23 protein-coding genes and 1 pseudogene are annotated in these 22,800 nt (G+C 56.0%); 16 read left to right on the top strand and 8 right to left on the bottom strand.

From position 1 onward, the window contains the following. Positions 1-3: 3 nt before the first annotated feature. The gene (locus tag ABC336_RS10380; protein WP_413238597.1) at positions 4-921 is read right to left on the bottom strand and encodes a helix-turn-helix domain-containing protein; all 918 of its coding nucleotides are present in this window, start codon (positions 919-921) and stop codon (positions 4-6) included. Between the two features lie 253 nt (positions 922-1,174). Between ABC336_RS10380 and ABC336_RS10375 the strand changes: the two genes are divergently transcribed. From ABC336_RS10375 to ABC336_RS10350, 6 genes are all read left to right on the top strand, one after another. Beyond that, complete coding sequence (locus tag ABC336_RS10375) at positions 1,175-2,260, top strand: glycoside hydrolase family 172 protein (protein ID WP_413238596.1); 1,086 nt, start codon at positions 1,175-1,177, stop codon at positions 2,258-2,260. A 669-nt stretch (positions 2,261-2,929) separates the two neighbouring features. Beyond that, positions 2,930-4,075: an MBL fold metallo-hydrolase gene (locus tag ABC336_RS10370; RefSeq protein ID WP_413238595.1), complete on the top strand. Its 1,146-nt coding sequence runs from the start codon at positions 2,930-2,932 to the stop codon at positions 4,073-4,075. A 114-nt stretch (positions 4,076-4,189) separates the two neighbouring features. Beyond that, positions 4,190-4,771, top strand: a complete 582-nt coding sequence (locus ABC336_RS10365; protein ID WP_413238594.1) for a sulfurtransferase TusA family protein — start codon at positions 4,190-4,192, stop codon at positions 4,769-4,771. 69 nt (positions 4,772-4,840) lie between these two features. Continuing rightward, positions 4,841-5,065: a sulfurtransferase TusA family protein gene (locus ABC336_RS10360; protein ID WP_413242482.1), complete on the top strand. Its 225-nt coding sequence runs from the start codon at positions 4,841-4,843 to the stop codon at positions 5,063-5,065. Between the two features lie 8 nt (positions 5,066-5,073). Then, positions 5,074-5,550 (top strand): DsrE/DsrF/DrsH-like family protein, encoded by a 477-nt coding sequence (locus ABC336_RS10355; protein ID WP_413238593.1) that lies wholly within the window; start codon positions 5,074-5,076, stop codon positions 5,548-5,550. Between the two features lie 63 nt (positions 5,551-5,613). After that, complete coding sequence (locus tag ABC336_RS10350; RefSeq protein WP_413242481.1) at positions 5,614-5,874, top strand: metal-sensitive transcriptional regulator; 261 nt, start codon at positions 5,614-5,616, stop codon at positions 5,872-5,874. 127 nt (positions 5,875-6,001) lie between these two features. Here the strand turns inward: ABC336_RS10350 and ABC336_RS10345 are convergent, their stop codons facing one another. The 3 genes from ABC336_RS10345 to ABC336_RS10335 all read right to left on the bottom strand — a co-directional run bounded on the left by ABC336_RS10345 (position 6,002) and on the right by ABC336_RS10335 (position 8,534). Beyond that, on the bottom strand, positions 6,002-6,241 hold the full coding sequence (locus ABC336_RS10345; protein ID WP_413242662.1) for a hypothetical protein: 240 nt from the start codon (positions 6,239-6,241) through the stop codon (positions 6,002-6,004). Positions 6,242-6,320: 79 nt separating this feature from the next. Next, complete coding sequence (locus ABC336_RS10340) at positions 6,321-7,205, bottom strand: RNA polymerase sigma-70 factor (RefSeq protein ID WP_413238592.1); 885 nt, start codon at positions 7,203-7,205, stop codon at positions 6,321-6,323. 30 nt (positions 7,206-7,235) lie between these two features. After that, a complete protein-coding gene (locus ABC336_RS10335) occupies positions 7,236-8,534 on the bottom strand; it encodes a phytoene desaturase family protein (protein ID WP_413238591.1) in 1,299 nt (432 codons plus the stop codon). Positions 8,535-8,671: 137 nt separating this feature from the next. Between ABC336_RS10335 and ABC336_RS10330 the strand changes: the two are divergent. Continuing rightward, positions 8,672-8,761, top strand: a pseudogene (locus ABC336_RS10330) (cupin domain-containing protein); the annotation flags it as partial. A 62-nt stretch (positions 8,762-8,823) separates the two neighbouring features. On the opposite strand, the gene ABC336_RS10325 reads toward ABC336_RS10330, so the two are convergent. The 4 genes from ABC336_RS10325 to ABC336_RS10310 form a co-directional block, all read right to left on the bottom strand. Beyond that, positions 8,824-9,726: an alpha/beta hydrolase gene (locus ABC336_RS10325; protein ID WP_413238590.1), complete on the bottom strand. Its 903-nt coding sequence runs from the start codon at positions 9,724-9,726 to the stop codon at positions 8,824-8,826. Positions 9,727-9,777: 51 nt separating this feature from the next. Next, positions 9,778-10,581 carry a sulfite exporter TauE/SafE family protein gene (locus tag ABC336_RS10320; RefSeq protein ID WP_413238589.1) on the bottom strand — a complete coding sequence of 268 codons (804 nt, stop codon included), beginning with the start codon at positions 10,579-10,581 and terminating at the stop codon, positions 9,778-9,780. A gap of 34 nt (positions 10,582-10,615) precedes the next feature. After that, positions 10,616-12,223, bottom strand: a complete 1,608-nt coding sequence (locus ABC336_RS10315) for a carboxylesterase family protein (RefSeq protein WP_413238588.1) — start codon at positions 12,221-12,223, stop codon at positions 10,616-10,618. A gap of 88 nt (positions 12,224-12,311) precedes the next feature. Continuing rightward, on the bottom strand, positions 12,312-13,202 hold the full coding sequence (locus ABC336_RS10310) for a helix-turn-helix domain-containing protein (protein ID WP_413238587.1): 891 nt from the start codon (positions 13,200-13,202) through the stop codon (positions 12,312-12,314). A 126-nt stretch (positions 13,203-13,328) separates the two neighbouring features. Here ABC336_RS10310 and ABC336_RS10305 point away from each other — a divergent pair, with 126 nt between their 5' ends. The 9 genes from ABC336_RS10305 (at position 13,329) to ABC336_RS10265 (ending at position 22,797) form a co-directional block, all read left to right on the top strand. Next, positions 13,329-14,117: a phytanoyl-CoA dioxygenase family protein gene (locus ABC336_RS10305; RefSeq protein WP_413238586.1), complete on the top strand. Its 789-nt coding sequence runs from the start codon at positions 13,329-13,331 to the stop codon at positions 14,115-14,117. 136 nt (positions 14,118-14,253) lie between these two features. Continuing rightward, a complete protein-coding gene (locus ABC336_RS10300; RefSeq protein ID WP_413238585.1) occupies positions 14,254-16,353 on the top strand; it encodes an alpha-L-rhamnosidase C-terminal domain-containing protein in 2,100 nt (699 codons plus the stop codon). A 232-nt stretch (positions 16,354-16,585) separates the two neighbouring features. Then, entirely contained in the window at positions 16,586-16,909 is a 324-nt protein-coding gene (locus ABC336_RS10295; protein WP_413238584.1) for a DUF3221 domain-containing protein, read from the top strand. A 629-nt stretch (positions 16,910-17,538) separates the two neighbouring features. Then, complete coding sequence (locus ABC336_RS10290; RefSeq protein ID WP_413238583.1) at positions 17,539-17,895, top strand: cupin domain-containing protein; 357 nt, start codon at positions 17,539-17,541, stop codon at positions 17,893-17,895. A 22-nt stretch (positions 17,896-17,917) separates the two neighbouring features. Continuing rightward, on the top strand, positions 17,918-19,159 hold the full coding sequence (locus ABC336_RS10285; protein ID WP_413238582.1) for a Tm-1-like ATP-binding domain-containing protein: 1,242 nt from the start codon (positions 17,918-17,920) through the stop codon (positions 19,157-19,159). 10 nt (positions 19,160-19,169) lie between these two features. Further along, complete coding sequence (locus ABC336_RS10280; protein WP_413238581.1) at positions 19,170-19,952, top strand: sugar phosphate isomerase/epimerase family protein; 783 nt, start codon at positions 19,170-19,172, stop codon at positions 19,950-19,952. Positions 19,953-19,956: 4 nt separating this feature from the next. Beyond that, the gene (locus ABC336_RS10275; protein ID WP_413238580.1) at positions 19,957-20,787 is read left to right on the top strand and encodes a phosphoenolpyruvate hydrolase family protein; all 831 of its coding nucleotides are present in this window, start codon (positions 19,957-19,959) and stop codon (positions 20,785-20,787) included. 15 nt (positions 20,788-20,802) lie between these two features. Further along, positions 20,803-21,780 carry a Gfo/Idh/MocA family protein gene (locus tag ABC336_RS10270; protein WP_413238579.1) on the top strand — a complete coding sequence of 326 codons (978 nt, stop codon included), beginning with the start codon at positions 20,803-20,805 and terminating at the stop codon, positions 21,778-21,780. Positions 21,781-21,903: 123 nt separating this feature from the next. Beyond that, positions 21,904-22,797 carry an ABC transporter permease gene (locus ABC336_RS10265; RefSeq protein ID WP_413238578.1) on the top strand — a complete coding sequence of 298 codons (894 nt, stop codon included), beginning with the start codon at positions 21,904-21,906 and terminating at the stop codon, positions 22,795-22,797. Positions 22,798-22,800: the final 3 nt, after the last annotated feature.

Genomic DNA, 22,800 nt, shown 5'->3' with positions numbered 1-22,800 from the left:
GCATCAAGGCTGCGGATGCTGTCCAAGTCTGTGGTCGGACGACAAGGCTGCTGCCCGGTAAGCGGTGGGGCTGCGGCCTTCTTTATTTTTGAACGCGCGGCTGAAGGCATGGATGCTGGGGAAGCCAAGCGCATCCGAGATTTCCTGAACTGAGAGCTGCGTGAACTTCAACATGTTTTTGCCGCGCTCGAGCCGCATCTTCTGATGATAATGAATCGGTGTACTGCCATAAACGGACTTGAAGAGCTGGATGAGTCGGTGCTTGCTCAGATGGAATCTCCCGGCAAGCTCATCAAGCGTCATCTCGCGATTGGCATGGGTGTTCATGTAGTGTTGAATCTCCGTCAATTGATCGATACTGTTGTCTGCACCCAAGGGCATAGGGGTGTATGAATCCCTCAGCAGGAAGACAAGCATCTCCAGCATCAGCCCTTTCAATCGCGCATGATAGAACGGAAGCTGCATCTCATACTCGCGTATGATTCGAAACAAACGGTCCTCGAATGGCGTTATCGATCGCAGGTTTATACGCCACGGCAGCTCCATGTCGGGACCGGACAGCAGATCCTCGCGAAACCAGCCTTTTTCTTCATGGCTCATCTCCCGCGCATGCCGGAAGGAGATAGGCACCGTGGCGCTGTCAGGCTGCTCGATCAGGTCAAAATGAATGTGGGGCTGGTCTACCGGCGTCTCGCCAAGGACCCGGATGGCATGGCGCTGTCCGGGCTTGAACAGCATCACATCGCCTGCGGTGGCTTCGTAAGTCGTATGCTCCAGCTCGATCTCCAGGGTACCCTGCTTCACATACAGCAGCTCGTAATCCCAGATCATCCGCTCGGCAATCATCGTTCCCGGCTGCAGCCGATGATTCATAGCCACGCGCACATAGGGCGATAATCTATGCATGGTTGTTAAGCTCATGAATGGTTCATCTCCTAAGTTCATCGTACAGAAGCCTGGTCATCATTTATTGTAAAGCATGGAAGCGCCTTCGTACATGTTCCTGTCTATGAAATTCCTCTTTGGCAGTATCGCCAGCTGCTAAATAATTGATAAAAGAAACCGGACAATTGCTAAAGCTATCCCGCTCTGCTGCAAGCTATAATGACGTTGTACAAGCTAAGTCGAGACCTGAGGGCGCTCAACGAAAATGAATAAATGGAGGTTGTAAATTATGACAAGCGAATTTAATGGAATCGGCATGGGGCTGGGCAATCTGGCCCGGTTATCAAACGCCGTATCGCGTTCGATATCGCCGGAGAACTTCACAGGCGAGAAGGGCAAGGGCGGCATGGCCCTCGAAGGTGAGGGCCTGGCGCCTTCCGGCACGCTGGGTCAAGGCTGGAAGATATCGCCATGTGTGCAGGTTGAACCGGGCACGACGTTTACGATGGCAGAGATGGACGGCCCGGGCGTTATCCAGCATCTGTGGCTGACCTGTCCGGTGGAGAACTGGCGGAGCCTGATCTTGAACATCTACTGGGACGATGAGACGGAGCCTTCGGTCAAGGTGCCAGTGGGCGACTTCTTCTGCAACGGGTGGTGCGAACGCAGTCTGGTCAACTCGCTGCCGGTCTCTGTGAATCCGGCCAATGGCTTCAACAGCTACTGGGAGATGCCGTTCCGCAAGAAAGCGAAGATTACGATGGAGAACGTGGGGCTTGTCCGAAGCGTTCTGTATTACCAAGTAAACTATACGTTGACCGAGGTGCCGGAGGATATGGCTTACTTCCATGCACAGTGGCGGCGCAGCAACCCATTGGCCTATATGGATGTGCATACGATCATCGACGGCATCAAAGGCAAAGGCCATTATGTAGGCACCTATCTGGCCTGGCAGGTGAACAGCAATAATTGGTGGGGAGAAGGCGAGGTCAAGTGTTATATGGATGGCGACACGGACTTCCCGACGATCTGCGGCACGGGACTGGAGGATTATTTTGGCGGGGCCTGGAACTGGGATATGGATGGCAAGTATGTAACCTATTCGACGCCGTACCTGGGCATGCATCAGCATATTAAGTCGGATGGACTCTACCGCGCGAACCAGCGTTTTGGCATGTACCGCTGGCATGTGATGGATCCGATCCGGTTCGAAACAGACTTCCGTGTGACAGTGCAGGCGCTGGGCTGGCGTTCGCACGGCGGCAAATATCTGCCCCTGCAGGATGATATCGCGTCCGTCGCATTCTGGTACCAGACGGAGCCGCATCAGCCGCACCCGGAACTCCCGCACCGGGAGCAGCTTGACGTGATCTGAGCGGAGCGGTAATCCTCATCAACTTCGCTTATCTTTCTCCGGAATGAAACGCGCTGTGCCGCGTGCTTGCGAAGCTAGTTTTGCTTTGCAAAACTGTTAGGCGACAGCCGTTTCACCGTGCTCTGCAGAAAAGTTTGCTGATCTACATGTGTCTCGGTAAGTGAGGAGCTGCCTCGCATTGTCGCTATGGAGGGTAGCGGCGGCGATGTAGCTCCAAATTGCTGTTCATAGAGACAAAAGTACAACTAACAACAGTAGAAAAAGCTTAAAAGGTGGGTTTAAAGACAAAAGTGCAGTTAATTCTCGGGAAAGTGGATAATAAAGGAAATTTTTGATTAATTAACTGTACTTTTGACGTTGAGAGCCTCATCATCCGTGAAACTTGGAAATTTAGTTGTACTTTTGACTTTAGTTAATGGGCGTTCAGCGAGCGTTCGTATATTCTTTGCCGAACCGGCTTCTTCGAAATGAAATGCGCTGCGCCGTGTGCATACGAAGCTAGTTTTGCTTTGCGAAACTGTTAGGCGACAGCCGTCTCACCTTGCTGAGAGAGGCAGTTGACAGGAGATAACAAACCATATATTATGACCATATACCCTACGGGGTATATAATTTTCTTGAAATAATACCCCTATGGGTATATATCTTGATTACAGGAGGGAATTAACCATGGCATCCCCTACGATCCAAGCTATGACAGCACAACAATTGACGAAGAAGATTCTCGCAAGTGACGAGCTTTTTATCCTGGATGTCCGCAACGAAGCAGAATACGGCAACTGGAGAATCGAAGGCGGACAGACGGAGAGCTTGAACATCCCTTACTTTGATCTGCTGGACGGGGTGGGAGAGGCGCTGGATCGTATCCCGAATGACAAGGACGTACTCGTTGTATGCGCCAAGGAAGGTTCATCCATCTTCGTGGCAGAGCAGCTTGTTGAAGCAGGCAGCAGCCGCGTCCACTATTTGCAAGGCGGTATGCGAGCCTGGAGCGAGCATCTGGAGCCTGTCAAGATCGGCGATCTGCGGGATGGCGGCGAGCTTTACCAGTTCGTCCGCATCGGCAAGGGCTGCCTGTCCTACATGGTGCTCTCGGGCGGGGAAGCGGCGATGATCGACACCTTGCGCATGACTGACGTGTTCGAGCAGTTCGCCCGCGAGAAGGGTGCGAGGATCGTGCACACGCTGGACACGCATCTGCACGCCGATCATATCTCGGGGGGACGGGTGCTGGCAGAGAAGGCTGGCGCGACCTACTGGCTGCCGCCGAAGGACGCAACCGAAGTCGCGTTTGACTACGCGCCTCTAGAAGAAGGCAAGGAGATCAGGGTCGGAAGCTCGCACATTCACATTCAGCCGGTTTACTCGCCAGGGCACACGATCGGCAGTACGTCCCTTATTGTTGATGATCAGTATTTGCTTAGCGGGGACATACTATTCGTCGCTTCCATCGGACGACCGGACCTGGCCGGGAAGGCGGAGGATTGGGTGGCAGATCTTCGAACGACACTGTATAAGACGTACCGTAGCTTGTCGGAGGATCTGATCGTCTTGCCCGCCCATTTCGGCCAGACGGGGGAGCTGGGCGAGGCTGGCCGGGTCGCGGCTCGCCTGGGCGATTTGTACGCCAGCAATCCGGGTCTGAGCATAGGGAGCGAGACAGCGTTCCGGGCAGAGGTGACGGGGAAGCTGCCGCCGCAGCCGAACGCCTATCAGGAGATCCGTCGGACGAATATGGGGCTCTTGGAGCCGGAAGCTGAGGAGCAGCAGGCGATGGAGCTGGGACCGAATCGCTGTGCCGTGCATGACAAGTAAAGTTTATTATCTTTAAGTGCTTTTTTTTGCACAGCTTAATACCCCGGTGGGTATAAAGCGGGAGGAGGCAGTATGGATATAGATATGATGTGGACCAGGGGAGGAGTGCTTCAGATGACAGCAGACATTCAAACGAATCGGATCGTGGATTGCGAGGGCCTGGCTTGCCCGATGCCGATCGTGAAGACGAAGAAAGCGATGGAAGAGATGAAAGGCGGCGAGGTGCTGGAGGTGCGGGCCACGGACAAGGGATCGGTGGCTGATCTGCAGAGCTGGGCGGGCCGGACAGGCCATCACTATCTTGGCTTGAAGGAAGAGGCAGGCATCCTCCGTCACTTCCTGCGCAAAGCCTCGGACCCGGAGAAGGGGTCCGAGACACGGCAGCATCCGGCAGTCATTAGCAATGATCAGCTGAATCAAAAGCTGCAGGCGGGCGAAGCGTTTCGTCTGCTGGATGTCAGGGAACCGGCGGAATACAACTTCCAGCGGATCCCCGGCGCGATCTCGGTACCGCTCGGCACCCTTGAGGAGCAGCTGGTTACCCTGCCGAAGGAGGAAACGTATGTGGTCGTGTGCCGGACGGGAAGCCGGAGCGATCTCGCCTGTCAGTTAATGGCCGAACGGGGTTATGCGAAGGTGATCAATGTGGTGCCGGGCATGTCGTCGTGGGAAGGGCCTGTGGAGCGGGACGAGTAACCGGGGTGCGTTTCCATGCAGAGAATCATTCACACACGAACGAACACATTTCAAAGGAGGCCAACAATGATGGCAGATATCATTGTAGATGCAAAAGGACTGGCATGTCCCATGCCGATTGTGAAGGCGAAAAAAGGAATCGACGCTCTGCAAAGCGGACAGACGATGGAGCTGCACACGACGGATAAAGGGGCAATGAGCGATTTCAAAGCGTGGGTTCATCAGTCCAGGCATGAGCTCATTGCAGCCAAAGAAGAGAATGGGATCTTTATCTTTCTAGTGAAGAAGGGGTGAGAAAGAGGATGGAGAAGGAAAAATCGACGATTGTTTTGTTCAGCGGAGAGCTGGACAAAGCGATTGCAGCATTTATTATTGCCAACGGTGCGGCGGCCTATGATCATGAGGTGACGATCTTCTTCACGTTCTGGGGACTCAATACGCTGCGTAAAGACGAGCTGGTGCAAGTGAAAAAGGGCTTGCTGGAGAAGATGTTCGGCTGGATGATGCCTCGCGGCGCAAACAAGCTGGGCCTCTCCAGGATGAATTTTGCGGGCATGGGTCCGAAGATGATCAAGCATGTGATGAAGAAGCACAATGCCCTCACGCTGCCGCAGCTGATCGAGCTCGCCCGCGAGCAAGGCGTGAAGCTGGTGGCCTGTACGATGACGATGGATCTGCTGGGGCTCCAGCAGGAAGAGCTGCTGGATGGACTGGAGTATGCTGGCGTGGCGGCGTATCTGGGGGATGCGTCGGATGCAAAGGTGAATTTATTTATTTGATCCCGGCCCCCCCTCCCGGGTTATACTATACCTATCCAGGTATCGGGGGAGAGAAGACTTATGATGACGTATGATGATGATATGAAGCGGCGCTTGCGCCGGGTAGAAGGCCAGGTCCGCGGGGTCCTGAAAATGATGGAAGAGAGAAAAGATTGCAAGGACGTCGTCAGCCAGCTCTCTGCCGTGCGCAGCGCCGTCGATAAGACGATGGCGCTCGTGGTAGCGGTCAATCTGGAGCAGTGTATCCGCGAGGAGCAGGAGAATGGCGGCGATACTAGCAAGATGGTGCAGGAAGCCGTAGGGTTGCTGATCAAGAGCAGGTAGGCAAGGATGCAGGAGAGGAGGGGGGAAAATGATAAGAGGGAAACAGTGCTGATTGTGGAAACCATCCTCAGAAGAGCCGCCAATCGTTGCAGCAAGATCAGCTACAGGGGTTTGACCTTGAAGCCGATCAAGTGGAGATCTCATACGTTTGGAATGGATCGAGCCCCCGGCTTTTGGCACGGTCCAGTCCATGGTTGTTTTTGGCCTCTGCAAATACATGCTCGCAGCGTCCCCGCTGTTTCTGGACATGACGGTAACCGCCGCCAGGCTGCTCGGCCAGCTTCTCCTTGGAGATGAACGTCTTGATGATACCGCCGGCCAGGGCTACTACGCGAAGCTCGAGTCTTGGTGTGGTCCCGATATGCACACAAGGGTCGACGCCGATTCAAGTTTGATTCGTATAATAAATGATACCTTCTGTTTTTGTGTCAAGGCATTCATGCTCACTAATGCACATGTGTCAATTTATCGGGGTTTGCAACAATGTAGAGATTAACAAGTTGGCCATCCAGAACCTTGAATGAAATGACAGTCAACGTTTTTTCATCTATATATACGACGATTCCAGGCAGGCCATTTACCAAAGTGTTACGGTAAGTATAGCTCCAAGGGTGTTTTTTAAAATAAACCGCCATAATGTTGGAGATTCGTAAATTCCCATGAAGGGGTTGCGGTAGTACTTTTACTTTGCCACCCCCATCTGTGAAGAGTACCGCGTCAGTCGATAGGCATTTCATGATTTGCGCCGCGTCACCTGAAGTAAGAGCAGACATGAATTGCTCCACCAAGTTGGTGGTTTGCTCACGATCTAAGTGATCCAGATGATCCGGATCATATTTTGCATTAAGACTGCGTTTAGCTCGATGAAATAGTTGCCGGCAGTTAGCACTGCTCTTGCCAACGATGTCGGCAATTTCTTCATAATCGTACTGCATTGCCTCGCGCAGCAAGAATACGGCTCGCTCCATATAAGATAATTGCTGCAACAACAGCAAGTAAGCAGTCGATAGCGATTCCTTCTGCAAGTAGGATTGCATCGGATCCGTTTCATCACTCGCATTTGTCACGAGCGGTTCAGGCAGCCAGGTCCCGATATAGACTTCCCGTTGTTTGCTTGTAGTACGAAGCAGTTCGAGACAGCGGTTCGTTACGATTTTGCACATGTATGCTTTCATATTTTGAATGTGGTCTAAACCAGATTTATATACTGTTAAAAAGGTTTCCTGGACAATATCTTCTGCATCCATAACACTGCCCAGCATACGGTAAGCAAGGGAGAACAATAGTGGTTTGTACTCGGAATATAATTGTTCTGTTTCGATGTTTTCCAAGATGTTTAACACCTGCTTTCTTCCTGTTACTCACACTACAATTGCTTCCCTGCCAGACTTACGGCCTGCCTCCATATCCATTAACACACACCGAGCAGCACGTCTTCCGCTTGCCGCGGCAGCATCTGACAACAGCTCTCCGTGGCTGGCCCACTCTCCCGCCACATAAAGCCCAGCAATCTCAGGTACGGCTGGACCCGGAAATCGATCTTCCCTGCCTATGTGCATATAGTCGTGGGCTACAACCATACTGGGGAGGTACTGCCTTGCGATGACTTCCTTCTTCCAGTCCGGTTGGATCAAGTCCATCATCTGTTCGAGGAATCGTTCGTCAGCCTTTGCATCCGTTCCACCAGTGCCATTATGTTTAATAATGCTCACCACCGGAGTGCCATCTTCACTTAGTCGAGTGAATTTCGATTGATTAACGAAGTATATGGGTTGATCAACACCCAAAACTGCAAATCGATTTGATACGGGAAGCCGCTTCAAAGAAAGATCCAAACAAGCCGCCACAATCACACGAGCCTGTTCTTTCCAACGTAAAACCGACTTACATCCCACATCTCCCAAGAGCCGAGAGGTAACTGTGGGTGGGGTGGCGGAAATCACATGCGTGATGTCCATCTCCTTGCCGTCTGCAAACCTTATTTTACGAACAGTCCCATCATGCTCAATTTTCGTTACGTTTGTTCCTGTCATCATGGAGACGCCTGCCCGATCTGCTTTTTCGTAAAGCTGATCAACGATGGTTTGCCAGCCTCCCTGCACATAGACAATGCTATTCTTTTTAGACGTGCGTGCTACATGACCTAGGACGGGGCCGGCCAATTGGTGATCCGGGTCTTTTGTGAACGATCCTACCCTGAGCATTGCGTAAACGATATGACGAACCATCGGATCCCGAAGCTCTTGTTCAATCCAACTCCGCAGACTGATAGCCGGCACTGAATCGGCATTGATTTTTACAAACTTGCTAAAGAACTTTAACAATTCCATTTTACCCGACCAGCTCAGGTTTTGAGAGAAAATAAATTTAAAAATAGGGGTTACCTTATTGTTCCATAGAACTGATATGTTTGCCGAAGGGGATCCCCCTTCAATTCTTATCCCTAAATCTTGAAAGATTTCATCCGCTGACCCTCCCTTGACAATTGCATGACCGCCAAGATTGAAACTGGCCCCGTTTTTATTGACAGATATTGCCCGACCACCAAGTTGGCTTGCCTTCTCCAAAAGGACAACAGACTTACCTGCCTGAGCCAACTCAATTGCTGCCACCAAACCTGCAATACCTCCACCAACGATTGCCACATCAAATTGTTTCATCCACCATACCTTCCTTCGCTATTTAATCTTTCATAAACTAAGATGGAGAAAGTTGTGGATCTGTGACATGATTCGTTGATCTTTTTTGAGAAGCCTTCTAACTCCGGATATACATCGTTAAGTAAAGAGACTATTGACTGAAGGTGAACGTCATATATGCCCTGCCCGAGCATCCGCAGGTGACAGTGCATGTGACGAAGGCGGATGCGATGGCAGCGCATGAGTAGGATGGAGGGTGTTTTTCTGGTCAGATAGCAAGAGGGTGGTGAAGGGAGGGGAGCCTCGACAGCTAGCATCGGAGCTTCAGCCAGCTAAAAGCCAAGTCCACCCAGCGGGCGGCATGGGCATTGATGTGCTCGGGACCCCTCGCCGATGTTTCGTCGCCCAGCGCCAGCCCGTGATCGCCTTGCTCGAAAATATGCAGGTCAAAAGGCACGCCGTGCTTGGCCAGCTCGCCGGCAAACCGCAGCGAGTTCTCCACATACACCAGCCCGTCTGCTTGGGTGTGCCAGAGGAAAGTGGGCGGTGTGCTCGGCGAAACATAGCGGGCGGGACTCAAGTTCTCGTATTCTTCCGGTGTCGGATCGGGCTTGCCGAAGACGGCCAGGTTAGCCAGCTCAGTCAGCCGGGCGTTGCCGGGATCCGGCGCCTGGTCGTGTTTCGGGGTCATCGCAGCGTAGTCCAACAGCGCATAACCCAGGATGAGTGCATTGGGTTTGAACCAACGGCTCTCGCAACCTAAGGTGTCGCGCAGCAGCTCGGACTCCCAGTGCACGCCCAGACTGGCCGCCAGATGGCCGCCGGCGGAGAAGCCGCACAGGGCGATGCGGTCCGGGTCCACGCCGAGCTCCCCGGCATGCTGCCGGACGTAGAGCATTGCCTTGGCCAAGTCTAGCAGCGGCTGGGGATACGCACTGGCCGGATTGCCGGGCGGCGCGTCCGCGAGGCTGGTCAGCCGCTCCTGATAATACGTCGTGTATCGCAGGACGAAGGCGTGCATCCCGTTGACATTGAATCGATTGGCTACCGGCTCGGCTTCCCGGTCTGAAGTGCCGAGGAAGGCGCCGCCTGGACAGATGATGACGGCGGGCCTTTTTGGCCCGGGTTGAATCGTCTGCGCATCAGGATGCGGATAACATTGCAGCTTTACATAGGGCGCTTCTTCCCACAGTTGGATCGTTTTTGAGATCATATTTTTGTTCCTCCATGACTGTGTTATTGGATGATGATGACTCCAACCATGCTATCCACCGCTGAACATCAGTCGTACCGCCACGATGATGAGGAAGACTGCCAGTATCTTCAGCAGCAGCTGACCCGGCAAGCGTCTCGCCAGCCGGGAGCCGAGCTGGCCGCCGAGGATGGCGCCGGGCGCCAGGCAGAGCACCATCATCCAGTCGATATTGCCCACCGCCGCATGCGTGCCCGTACTGACGATTGCGGACAGGAAGATCTGCAGCATCGAGGTCGCAACCGCGATATGGGCAGGAAAGCTGAGCAGCAGCGTCATCGTCGGGATCATCAGGCTGCCGCCGCCGACGCCGAACAGGCTGGCCAGGAAGCCGACCAGGAAGCTGACGATGACGCCGGTAGGCATGTGATAGGCATAATCGAACTTCACTCCGCTCTGATCGATGAAGCTGCGCTGCACCGTGGGGCGGAACGGCCACGGGATCGACCGGCGCGGCTTGAAGAGCAGCAGCAGCGCCACCAGGATAAGGAAGAATCCGAAGCTGATGAAGAAGGCTTTGCCTGTAATCAACGTCGCCAGGATTGCTCCCATGATCGAGCCCGGGATCGCCGCCAGCGCGAACCGGATCGCGGCTGGATAGTCGATCCGCTTCTGCTTGCTGTATACGTAGGTACTGGAGATGGAGTTGAACAGCAGCATCGCCATCGACGTCCCGGCCAGCTGGGACGGCGGCAGCTCCGGGAACAGGAAGGCGAGAGCGGGGACCACGATGAAGCCGCCCCCCAGGCCGACCAGTGAGCCGGACATCCCCGCCACCAGTCCGATGCCGATTAAGAGTAGGATTGTAGTTAGCACAGGACCGATCCTTTCCGTATGGACTGGTTCACATTCATCTTTTTGTCCAAAAGAACCGCCCCGCAAACAGCTCCGCACGCAGCCCCTGGAGCCGATCCGGCTGCAACCGTTCGTCGGCTTCCAGCCTTGCAAGAATGTCCTCGCGCACCAGCTTCTTGTCCATATGTACAACTGCTTCGCGTGCTGTCGCATCGAGCCTGAGGATACGGGCCGTCCCGCGGTCGCCGCTCCAGGGTGTCCAGGGAGGCAGCGCCTCGCCATTCGGATCCCCCGTATGCAGGAAATGTCTCAAGTAGCCCCTCATGCAAGAAATGAGCGCCATCCGTCCGGGCTCGTTGGCTGCCGTGATGACCGCTCCCGGGAAGCTCTGCATCACCTCTGAGAAATCTCCCGTGTAGAAGGGAAGATCTGCGCCGTGGGCGGCACCCAACAGAAACCGGTAATGCAACTCAGTCACGCCGTCCCGCAACCCCCAGCTGAACCGGTAACCGAAGATCGCCATGTCGGGGTTCGCACGGAGGAAGCGCTCGGCGACCTCCTCCACATTGAAAGCGGCATAGAGCTCGCTCCCGTATTGAACTGCAGCTTCATATGCCCGCCGCTGTTGCTCCTCGGGGGAGTCGCTGCCCTGAGCAAGCGTTGCGAAGCGGGGAGCGGCCAGCGCAAAGCCGGAGAACTCCGTCGCTGTGCTGCCGAGTACGATGGGCAGCGGCGGCCCGCTATCGCCAAGAGCAGCGAATCCGCCGGAAGGGATGACGACGCCGTCCTCGAACAGGTGCGGAAAGGCCGACATCCGCAGCCCCGTATCCGGGATCGCTTCCACAAAGTCGGCGGCTTCCTGCCGGTACAGCCACTCGGCGAGCACCTCGGCGGATTGCTCCGACTGCCAGTCTTGGGCTTCCGCAGCTGCAGCACCGGCTTTGATCGCCAAGTCAGTCACGATCACTCGGGCTTTTGCCTCGCCGAGCTCGCAGTCCGCGGTTGTCATGCCGCCGCTCAGGATGAACAGCTGCTGGAACAGTCCGCGGCCCAAAGGCGAGAGATAAGCGGCGAGTGCATTCCTGCCGCCAGCCGACTGACCGCCCAGGGTAACCTTGCCCGGGTCACCGCCGAACGCTGCGATATTAGCCTGTACCCAGCGCAGTGCCTGGATCACGTCGAGCAGCCCGTAGTTGCCTGAGTCGTCCAGCGGATCGCCGGTGCGGAGTGCGGGATGCCGGAAGAACCCCATGACGCCGAGCCGGTAATTCACCGTCACGATGATACTGTTGGTCGCACGCGCCAGCCCGGCGCCCTGGAAGTCCCGTCCCGAGCCGCCGATATTGCCGCCGCCATGCAGATAGACGAGGACAGGGAGGCCGGACTGCTCATGATCCGGACGCCATAGATTTATGTATAAGCAGTCCTCGCTGCCGAGGATGCCCTCCGGACCACGCTGCATGCTGCTGGGGCCATACTCCCGTGCGGATCTGATGCCGCGCCAAGGATCTGCATCTCGCGGCGCTTTCCAACGCAGCTCGCCCACCGGCGGCTTCGCATAAGGCACACCCAGCCAGGCGATCGCGCCCGCCTCTGGCAGGCGGGTGCCCCGGAGTTGACCTTGCGAGACGGTAACCGTCTCCGACAACGTACTTTTATCCATATGCTCCGTATCCCCTTTGCAAGTCTGTCTCTCTATTATAGTCCTCTGACCAGAGGAAGAAAAATGCGGGCGCTAGACCCTTGCAGCGCTAGACCGACCCTTGCGCCTGCCGTCTGTACTCTCTTGGCGTCATGCCGCGATGCTTTTTGAAGATTTTGTTGAAGAAGCTGATGTCGCCAAACCCGACGGTATAGGCGATATCCGTCATTTTCCGGTCTGTTTCCATCAGCAGTCTGCAGGCATCCCGGATCTGGATCTGATGTTTATAATCGACAAGGCTGCTCCCTGTCGCCGCCCGGAACTTGGCCGTGAATGCAGAAACGCTCATCCCGCACAGCCGGCTCATCTGCTCCAGCGTGAGCGGCTGGTTGGCATGCTGTTCGATGAAATGGCGGATCGAGGCGATCCAGTTCCCGTCATCGATCAGGGGCGCGGTCTCCCTGTGCGGCTTGTCCTTCAGAAACCGGCTCAGCAAGACGAGACACTCGATCCACCGGGTCTTGACCAGCAGCTGCCACCCTTCGTGTTGACTGACGTATTCCTGATGAATGGCGGCCAGATGCTGGAGGATCACGGCGTACTGTTCGTTATGCAAGGGCTGGTAAGGCACAAAAGAGGCGTTCCGCCGCAGAAACGGAAGCAGGTAAAAGAATTGGACAAACGCAGGCAAATGAAGGAGTGAAGCGAGATCGCCGCGCAGGAAGTCAGGGTCGAACAAGACGTTATACAGGACCGTCTCCTCGCCGCTCCCGGTGTAGCTGTGGAACACGTCCGGCTCAATGACGAACACATCGCCTTCCTGCAGCGTGTAACGGTGATCCGCCATCTCGTGCAGCGCGCTCCCGGATTCGATGAACACCAGTTCGACGAAATCGTGAGTGTGCGGGGAGACATGTTCTTCCGGCTTAATGCAGTATCGGTCGATGTGGAACGGAAAGCGCTCCTCTTTGAAATAAAACGCGCCAGTAACAATCGTCACAGATACCCCTCCTTCGGATGTGCAAGGTTTGGCGGATCGCCCGCTTTTTTTAGTCAATAGGCCAAGATAGAAACGCCAATCACCCGTATAGTAAGGCATAGATTCACAATATAATCAAAAAGGGTGATGGCAATGCTCGACACGACGATTAAGCTTACGGATGAACAGGTGCAGTATTACAGGGAAAACGGCTTCGTCCAGGTCAATGATATCCTCTCTGCGGAAGAGCTCCAGGAATTGCGCGAGCATCTGGAAGAAGCAATGGGCGTCGAAAGCGGCCGCAGCATCAAGACATCGGGTGCTGGCGACCTTTATTATAACGTGCTGAATCAACGGGTCAATACCTGGCGCGATCATGGAGGAATGGCCCGATTCGTGCTCTCCCGCCGGTTCGCCGATGCGGCCAAGCAATTGACGGGCTACGCCGGCATCCGGTTATTCCATGACCATGCGCTGTTCAAGATGCCTCAGGATTCCAAGCCGACGCCTTGGCACCAGGATTATCCTTACTGGCCGATGACCCAGACCGGCGCCTTGTCGATCTGGATCGCGCTTGACGACGTGGATGAGACGAACGGCTGCATGATGTTCGTGCCGAAATCGCAGAAGATCAAGAACCTCAAAGGCGTCGACCTGGTCAACCCGGAAGATATCTTCAGCGACGAAGGCGCAGCGGGGCTGGACCGCAACACGGCGGCGATCGTCCGGATGAAAGCCGGCAGCTGCACCTTCCATGACGGATTGACGTTCCATTATGCGCACGCCAATGCAACCGACCGACCGCGCCGGGCGCTGGCGATCATCTATATGGAGGACGGAACGACGTTTAACGGCAAAGGCCATGCTTGCACCGACGGCCAGGCATTCGAGCCAGGCGACGTCATCCGCAGCGGGCTGTTTCCAAAGCTGGCATAGCGGCTACACGAATGTCCTGCGGGACTGCTCTACTAGAAATAATACGTGGGGATTGCGACGAAGACAAGGGGCAGGGAGACGAACAAGACTTGCGGGAGATCATCAGAAATGACTTGCTATCGAAGGAGAACACGAGATGAAGAACAAGCTGCCAGAATGGATATGGAGCCGTCGCCTTAGCGATGATCGGGAAGTGGAGCTGATCAAGACCTTTACGCTAGACCGACCTGTGACCAAGGCGACCTTTCACCTCGCGCTGACTGGGGGAGCGGTCGTCTACCTGGATGGACAATTGGCGGGGACGATGACAGAGCAGGCTGCCAATGTGTGCGCATTTACGAGCGTGGCAGGGTTCCCGGATATGCTCACTGCGGGAGAACATACGATACGTATGGCGATTCGTTGCGAGAAGAGCATGCCGATCGCCTCTGTCAATGTGCATCTTGCACAACGGACCGTAGGCTGTATCGCATTTCTGCAAGGGGAAGATTACTGGCTGGGCACGGACGAGACTTGGCGCACGGAGGAAGGCGAGGCTGCCGTTCGGGTATGTCGGCTGGGAGAGGAGCCATACGGGGATGTGGAAGGAGGGCCGGAATGGTTTGTCGCGGGCGGCTTCGGCGATCTCAGGACTGCGGAGCTTGCGGGAGCGGTCGTAATGGATGCTAGCGGGATGCATGTACTGGGGCGTGAGAACGGTATGCGGATGGAAGGTACCGCAGGCGGCGACTTCGCTATCCCGGAGCCTCGGCGCGAAGAGCTGCATCTGTTCTACCACGTCCGCAAGCAGACGGAATGGCGGGAGCGGGCAGCGGCTGTCCGTGAGTTGCCGTTGTCTGGCATCCCCACTTGCATACTGGACCTGGGTTGCGTAACCAATGTCCGTTTCCGGCTGCGGAATGCGTCCGACTCACCGGTGACGATCCTCTGGCACGGCTCCGAATCGCTGCCCGAACTGGAGCACTATGAAGGCGTAATCACAGAAGTGGTTCAGCTGGAGGGGCGGGGAGAACAGTTCACCCTTCCGCAGGGAATGCGTTATGTACGTATACGCATGTTGGCTGAGCAGGCTCAGCCGTTCGCCGTCGAATGGCTGCCTGAAGAAGTCGTCGTGCCGCTCTCGCGCGTCGGGGAGCTGACCACCGGACTGCAAGAGCTTGAGCGGATCTATGAGATGTCGGTGCATACCAACCGCATCTGCCACCAGATCGGTTTATGGGACGGCATCAAGCGAGACCGGCTGAATTGGGCGTACGACTTTTACCTGGCTGCCAAAGCGGATTACTTGTTATGGGACGATCTGTCTGTGCTGCGGCGATCGATCGTGGAGCTCGGCTCAGGCACGCCCGGCGACCGCTGGATGAATGGCATTCCTGCTTATACCCTTTGGTGGATCAATAATCTGTGGGAGTATTACCTGCATACCGGGGACCGGTCCTTTATCCTGTCGGTCAAGGAGGACCTCAGGAAGCATGCGCTTTTGGTGACACGGCATATTGACGACCAGACCCGAGCGTTTGCCAGCGAGGAGGCCGGTCTTATCGAGTGGGTGCCTATGTCGCAAGAAGAGACCCGGCTGTGCATGCAAGCTCTGCTGCGGTTGACCGGAGAGAACATGGCTCGGCTCAGAGCCTATCTGCCGGAACTGGCGGACATGCCGGCATGGGGATGGCCGGATATCGGGGCGGAGGCATTTCTGGGCGGCGAGCAGCTCATTACCAAGCTGCTGGGGATCATGTCCGGTTACGTAGGGGAGAGGGAAGCCCGCGCATGCTTGGAGCAGGTGGTCCTGGCAGATCCGATCACGCCGCTGTCGGCCTATTGGCTAGCCGATTGTTATTCGGCATTCGGGATGCAGGAGCAGGCCTGGCAGACGATTCGCACCGTGTGGGGCAGGATGCTCGCTGAAGGCGCAACAGCCTGCTGGGAGAGCGTGACCTTGTCGCATGCGGGCGATTTTCACGAGGCGCTGACGACCTATACGGCTTACGGTTCCTACCGGATCAGTCTGTGTCACAGCTGGGCAAGCACGCCGGTGCACTGGGTGATGTCTCGCGTGCTGGGCATAAGGCCGGCTGAGCCTGGATACGAAGTCGTCTCATACGATCCCCAGCCTTTCGCGGGACTCGACCATATCCGCGGCAAGGTGCCTACCCCGTACGGAACCATCGAATCGGGCTGGGAGAAGGGGCAAGCGCCTTATCTGAAACTGCCGGCGGGCATACGGATGAAGTAGGAGCGGGGGGAAGGGATTAGGAGGCAAAACGCAGGAAGGGTATCCAAGACCGGATGTAGAATGATGGTCCGGGAGGTCCCGGTGTGGGGGAGGAGGATGCGGCGACTGATGGCAAAGGGGCGTAACGTCCAAAGCATCCGACCACCAGCCGAAACATTATAAGTATCCATTGCGTCTAGAGGTTATCCAATATAAGGGAGGTGCCGTAATCGTACCCAATCGTTGGAGACCCATGTCTCTTCTCTTCCTTCTGATCCTGCTGGCCGGATGCAGTGCTCAGACCCAGCCGGCTGAGCCTGCGGATATCGATGGGATTGTCCTGGAGAAGGATGCCTCATCCCTCACCGTCGTGACGGGATTAACGGAAGAAGACGTGACAGGGAAGACCGTTCGGCAAATCCTGCAGCAATATGACCCTCCGATGTATCGCGTATCAACCAATCAGTTGGAGGTTGATGTAGAAGCTGGCGATCAGGTGTGGATATGGACGAACGGGATGTATAATGACAGTCGGATCGTTCAAACGGCTGCAACTAAAATAGAGAAAGCAGGTTGAACGATTAGGGGGATTTGTCCGCAGGGGCAAATCCTTTTTTTGAATTCTAAAGTATAAGTTTCACATTCATACTCAGCTTAGAATTCTATGGAATGAAACGCGCTGCACCGCCAAAGACGGCGATAGCCGTTTGACCCTGTCCGGGCAGAAATAGAGGGCTTACCACTACGATAGGACACAGTAGACTCTGTTTCGAGCATTGACGTGTTATTAGCTGTACTTGCGGACAGAGGGTACGTTAATGAGGTCAAATTATTGCTTAATAGGCTTAATATCAGCAAATAACGGATCGTAAGTCCGCTCGCCATTCGCTAAGCAGGGTTTTGTTTCGAATAGGCGCTGTTCTGTCCGAACCGTTTGTTGAAGGTTGCCAGTTGCTGGAGCTGAGTCTGCCCAACCCCGCCCAACCCCGCCAACCCCGCCAACCCCCATCAAGCAGGGGGTTTTTTACGTCGTCAAAACAAGCGGCGGCCACTTTACCTTGGTCTATTTTTAACTCCAGAGAATAAAATTCAATAAAGTTGTTGTAAATTCTACTAAGTTGAATTAGAATAACCCTATATTCATCTTACGACACTGACACGTGATACATGCCAAGGTGAATCAATGACACCCGAAGGAGGAACAGCATGGTAAAACCATCTGACTTGAATGAGGAACAGCATGTCGTAGATATGGGTTGGGGCAAGATATCCTGGCTCTATGGACAAGAGATCGATCCGGATGGCGAGATGACGTTTGGGATGGTCTACATCAATGCCGGAGATGAGAATACGCGGCACATCCACCCGAACTGCGAGGAAGTGATCTTCGTCCTCTCGGGAGAATGCGAGCATTCGCTCGGAGACGAGACGTTTCACCTCAAGCCGGGGATGGCACTCCGCATCCCGCAGGGCGTCCCGCATCATGCCAAGGTCACCAGCTGGGAGCCATGCCGGATGATCATTGCCTATTCGGCTGTCGATCGAGAGACGATCGGCGAGTAATGGAATCGGGAGGTCGATACCTATGCATCCATCCAAGCAACTGCTGCTCATCGGCACATTGGATACGAAAGGTGAAGACTATGGGTATGTTCGTGAACTGGTATTGAGCCGCGGCCATCAGGTCGTTACGGTAGACATCGGCGTAGCGGGCGAGCCCAGGGGCATCCATCCGGACTGGGGTGCGGATGAAGTGGCTCGGCGCGCAGGCACGAGCAGGCAGGCACTGCGAGAGGCGGGGGACCGCGGCCGGGCGCTTGCCGCGATGGCGCAAGGCGCTGCGGAGCTTGTAATGGAGCTATCCCGAGAAGGTCGCATCGACGGTATCCTGGGCATGGGCGGCACCGGAGGCACATCGGTGATCTCTGCCGTCATGCGGAAGCTGCCGGTCGGCTTCCCCAAGGTGCTGGTATCTACAGCGGCCAGCGGCGACACGAAGCCGATCGCGGGGACAAGGGATATCGTGATGATCCCTTCCGTCGTTGATGTAGCCGGATTGAACAGCGTCAGCAAGCTGATCTACCGTCAGGCTGCAGCAGCAGTAGGCGGGATGATGGAGCAGCCGCTGTCCCGGCAGCAGGAAGAGAAACCGATCATTGCGATTACGATGTTCGGCAATACGACGGCAGCGGTGGAACGCTGCAAGCAGCAGCTGGAGGCGAAGGGGTACGAATGTCTGGTCTTCCACTGTACCGGTGTCGGCGGCGAGACGATGGAAGGGCTGGTCGAGGACGGCCGGATCGCGGCGGTGCTGGATATGACGACGACGGAGTGGGCGGATCAGCTATGCGGCGGCGTATTCGCGGCAGGCGATGCCCGGCTCGAAGCGCCGGGGCGTCGAGGCATCCCGCATGTCGTCGTGCCGGGCTGCATCGATATGGTGAACTTCGGGGCGGCTTCCACGGTTCCCGAGCGATACCGCGACCGGTTGTTGTACGTCTGGAATGCCAATGTTACACTGATGCGGACCAATGTGGAGGAAAACGAACAGCTGGGAGAGATTTTCGCCGGCAAGCTGAATGCGGCAAAGGATCGTACCGCAGTACTCATCCCGGCCCTCGGCTACTCCTTGCTTGGCGCATCTGGAGAGCGCTTCCACCAGCCGGAAGCGGACGCGGCTTTTGTACGATCGCTGCAGACCCGTCTGCGTCCGCACATCCGGTTAGAGAAGCTAGAGCTAGCGATAAATGACGAGGCATTCGCCGATTATGCGGTGACAACTCTTCTGGACCTGATCGACGCGAATGCCCCAATAGACAGGAGTTGATTCAGCACTTATGACGATAAAGTATGCATTTTCACGACCTACGGCAGACGACCAGGAGACTTCCCAGCTGTTTGACGGGTACGAGCGGGCAGGATATGACGGGCTGCAGCTCAAGTGGGGGCAGTACGAGCCGTACTTGCAGGATCCGCAAGCGTTCCTGGGGCGCTACCAAGGCAAAAAGGGCGTGGCGTCCGCCCTTATCGCCGGTGGAGCCCTGCCGCACGGGGACAGTAAAGAGCAGCTTCGGAGACTGTACGCCTTTGCGGCCAAGATCGGCGTGGAGCGGATCGTCTACTGCCACGGCGTGCGCCGCGAAGGATTGTCCGACCAGGAGATCGCAGGTTTTGCACCCGCGTTTGAGGAGATGGGCAAAGAAGCGCAGCAGCATGGTCTGCGGCTATCGGTGCATCACCATCACGGCCAGCCGATCATGCATCGGCGCGACTTCGACCTGTTCTTCGGGGCCGTGAAGGATCCCTCACTGGTCGGCCTGACCGTGGACACGGCACATCTCGTGAAGTCCGGCATCGACGAAGTAGCGGAGATCATCACGAGCTTCGCCCCGTTCATCGACAACTTCCATATGAAGGACTTCGCGGATGGCGACTTTCAGATCCTGGGCCGCGGAGCGATTGACTTTGGGCCCATCTTCGCCGCGATCCGGCAGATCGGCTACACCGGCTGGATGTCGGCGGACGAGGAGAGCGGCGGCGGTGTCGAGGAAGGGCTGCATGAATGTATTGACTTCATGAAGGCGGGTATGGCTAACAGGGTCAAGCAGGGAGGAGGGTGACGACATGCATGAGAAGAAACAACAGATCATCGGACGGCTGAGCGAGAAGATTGCCGCGCGCCGGCCCATCGTCGGCGCCGGGGCAGGCACAGGCATCTCGGCGATGTGCGAGGAGCAGGGCGGCGCAGATCTGATCATCATCTACAATTCCGGACGATTCCGGATGGCGGGCCGGGGCTCGCTGGCCGGGCTGATGCCTTACGGCGACGCCAATGCGATCGTCATGGAGATGGCCGGCGAAGTGCTGACTGCCGTCAAGGAAACGCCAGTCCTTGCCGGCGTGTGCGGGACGGATCCGTTCCGCGACATGGAGCGTTTCCTCTCCCAAGTCGAAGCAGCCGGGTTCTCCGGCGTCCAGAACTTCCCGACCGTCGGTCTGTGCGACGGGCTGTTCCGCGCCAATCTCGAAGAGACAGGCATGGGGTATGACAAGGAGATCGAGATGATCCGGCTGGCCGCGCGCCGCGACCTGCTGACGACGCCGTATGCATTTAATGAAGAGGAAGGCCGGCGGATGGCGGAGGCGGGAGCGGATGTCATCGTCGCCCACCTGGGCTTGACGACCAAGGGCAAGATCGGCGCCCACACGTCGATCCCGCTGGAGGAAGCGCCGGCTGCCGTGCAGCGGATCGCCGACGGCGCCCGGGCGGAGAATCCGGATGTGATCGTGCTCTGCCATGGCGGACCGATCTCCGAGCCGGAGGATGCGGCTTATGTGCTGCAGCGGACACAGGAGGTACACGGCTTCTACGGCGCGTCGAGCATGGAGCGGTTGCCGGTGGAGCAGGCCATTACCGAACAGATTCGCCGGTTCGCGGCGATTACTATGAACTAAGGGAGATGGGGAAGGTTGAAAACGTATAAGGTTGGTATCATCGGCGGCGGCGGTGTCAGTGAATTGCATTTCGAAGGCTACAAGGAGCATCCGGAGCGGGTGCAGGTAACCGCACTCTGCGATCCGAACCCGGACACCTTGAAGGCCCGGGCTGACAAATATGGCGTGGCGGAACGCTACACCTCGCTGGAGGAATTCATCGCTAAGAGCGGTGTTGATGTCGCGGTCGTCTGTACGCCGTCGCCGCTGCGCAAGAGTATTATCGAGCCTTTGCTGGCGGCCGGTCTGCCCGTATTCGTGGAGAAGCCGTTCTCGGATACGCTTGCCGAAGCGCAGCAGATTGTGGATTTGTCGGATCGACACGGCGTTCCGGTCTCGGTCAATCAGAACTTCAGACGCCACTTTCCATTTGAGGTGACCCGCGATATCGTCGCCGAAGGGACGATCGGCAAGGTGACCTCGGTGCTCTTCACCAATCTCTTCTTCCGGCAGGATAGCGGCTGGCGGGTAGACTGCGAGCGCCACGCGCTGTCGGTCATGGGCATCCACTGGTTCGACGGCGTGCGGCTGCTGCTCGGGGCTGACGCCAAGTCCGTGCACGGCCTGAACCGCTCCTCCGCCGCCGTGGATTGCAAAGGGGAGACGGATGCCACGGTGCAGGTGACCTTTAGCAATGATGCGGTCATGACCTATGTCCAGAGCTTCTCGTCGATCTTTAACCGGACGGAGATGATCGTCATCGGCGAGGAGGGGACGCTTCACGTCGAGCATGGCACGATCAAGCTGCTGAAGCGCGGGCAGCAGAATCCCGTCCAATCGTGGCAAAATGCCGTCTCCCGAGAGACCGCTACCTATGAGGGACTGAACCAGCTGCTCGCGGCGGTCGAGAGCGGCAAGGAGGCGCCCAACAGCGCCCAGGATAATCTCAAGACCATCCAGATGCTGGACGCCGCTTATGTATCTGCAAGTGAAGGCCGCATCGTTCAGATCTGATACGTACACGCATGACCGCCCTCATCCGATACGTGAAGGGAGCGGCGGAGGCCGCTTCCTCATTCCTGGTGTGCCACGCATGGCCGGTCATGACCTTGATTTGTCCCATGCAGGAGGGAAACCATGCTCAAAAAAATCGTCAAAAGCTATGAGCTTTACCTGCTCATGCTACCGACACTGATCTATTTCGCCATCTTTCAGTACGGTCCGATCTACGGAGTGCAGATCGCCTTCAAGCAATATACGATCTCCAGAGGGATCACCGGCAGCCCCTGGGTCGGCTTCGAGCAATTCGAACGGTTTTTCTCGTCTTATCAATTCTGGAATCTGCTGCAGAACACGCTGTTAATCAGCCTCTATGAACTCGCCTTATTCCCAATTCCTATCATCCTGGCATTGCTGCTCAACCAACTCACCAGCCAGCGATTCCGCAAGCTGATCCAGACCGTGACATACGCGCCTCATTTTATCTCGGTTGTAGTTATGGTAGGTATGTTATATCTGTTTTTGTCGCCAGGCAAAGGCATTCTCAACCAGGTGCTGATGCTGCTCGGGCTGGAGCCTGTCTTCTTTCTGGCTGCGCCGGAGTGGTTCAAGACGGTATTCGTCTTCTCAGGCGTGTGGCAAAATGCCGGCTTCAGCATGATCATCTACATCGCCGCTCTCGCTGGCGTCAGTCCCGATCTTCATGAAGCTGCTGTCATGGATGGAGCGTCCAAGGCGCGGCGTATCTGGCATATCGACTTGCCCGGCATCATGCCGACCGTGATGATCCTGCTCATATTGAACGTCGGCCAGTTCATGAGCATCGGCTTCGAGAAGGTGTATCTGATGCAAAATGCCGTGAATATCTCCTCCTCGGAGATCATTCAGACTTATGTGTACAAAGCAGGCCTGCTCAATGCGCAGTACAGCTATTCCACCGCGATCGGCTTGTTCAATTCATTGATCAGCTTTATCTTGCTGCTGGCGGTTAATATTACGGCCAAAAAGCTGAATCAGACCAGCTTATGGTAGAGG

Source organism: Paenibacillus jepli (genome assembly GCF_047238105.1).
Classification (GTDB): domain Bacteria; phylum Bacillota; class Bacilli; order Paenibacillales; family Paenibacillaceae; genus Paenibacillus_D.
The sequence above is the reverse complement of the archived record's forward strand: the minus strand, read 5'-3'. Positions and strand labels throughout refer to the sequence as shown.

Bases quoted from the DNA above. Each gene is read 5' to 3' on its own strand.
- ABC336_RS10380 (WP_413238597.1), bottom strand. From the start codon at position 921: ATGAGCTTAACAACCATGCATAGATTATCGCCCTATGTGCGCGTGGCT.
- ABC336_RS10375 (WP_413238596.1), top strand. From the start codon at position 1,175: ATGACAAGCGAATTTAATGGAATCGGCATGGGGCTGGGCAATCTGGCC.
- ABC336_RS10370 (WP_413238595.1), top strand. From the start codon at position 2,930: ATGGCATCCCCTACGATCCAAGCTATGACAGCACAACAATTGACGAAG.
- ABC336_RS10365 (WP_413238594.1), top strand. From the start codon at position 4,190: ATGACAGCAGACATTCAAACGAATCGGATCGTGGATTGCGAGGGCCTG.
- ABC336_RS10360 (WP_413242482.1), top strand. From the start codon at position 4,841: ATGGCAGATATCATTGTAGATGCAAAAGGACTGGCATGTCCCATGCCG.
- ABC336_RS10355 (WP_413238593.1), top strand. From the start codon at position 5,074: ATGGAGAAGGAAAAATCGACGATTGTTTTGTTCAGCGGAGAGCTGGAC.
- ABC336_RS10350 (WP_413242481.1), top strand. From the start codon at position 5,614: ATGACGTATGATGATGATATGAAGCGGCGCTTGCGCCGGGTAGAAGGC.
- ABC336_RS10335 (WP_413238591.1), bottom strand. From the start codon at position 8,534: ATGAAACAATTTGATGTGGCAATCGTTGGTGGAGGTATTGCAGGTTTG.
- ABC336_RS10325 (WP_413238590.1), bottom strand. From the start codon at position 9,726: ATGATCTCAAAAACGATCCAACTGTGGGAAGAAGCGCCCTATGTAAAG.
- ABC336_RS10315 (WP_413238588.1), bottom strand. From the start codon at position 12,223: ATGGATAAAAGTACGTTGTCGGAGACGGTTACCGTCTCGCAAGGTCAA.
- ABC336_RS10305 (WP_413238586.1), top strand. From the start codon at position 13,329: ATGGCAATGCTCGACACGACGATTAAGCTTACGGATGAACAGGTGCAG.
- ABC336_RS10300 (WP_413238585.1), top strand. From the start codon at position 14,254: ATGAAGAACAAGCTGCCAGAATGGATATGGAGCCGTCGCCTTAGCGAT.
- ABC336_RS10295 (WP_413238584.1), top strand. From the start codon at position 16,586: ATGTCTCTTCTCTTCCTTCTGATCCTGCTGGCCGGATGCAGTGCTCAG.
- ABC336_RS10290 (WP_413238583.1), top strand. From the start codon at position 17,539: ATGGTAAAACCATCTGACTTGAATGAGGAACAGCATGTCGTAGATATG.
- ABC336_RS10285 (WP_413238582.1), top strand. From the start codon at position 17,918: ATGCATCCATCCAAGCAACTGCTGCTCATCGGCACATTGGATACGAAA.
- ABC336_RS10280 (WP_413238581.1), top strand. From the start codon at position 19,170: ATGACGATAAAGTATGCATTTTCACGACCTACGGCAGACGACCAGGAG.
- ABC336_RS10275 (WP_413238580.1), top strand. From the start codon at position 19,957: ATGCATGAGAAGAAACAACAGATCATCGGACGGCTGAGCGAGAAGATT.
- ABC336_RS10265 (WP_413238578.1), top strand. From the start codon at position 21,904: ATGCTCAAAAAAATCGTCAAAAGCTATGAGCTTTACCTGCTCATGCTA.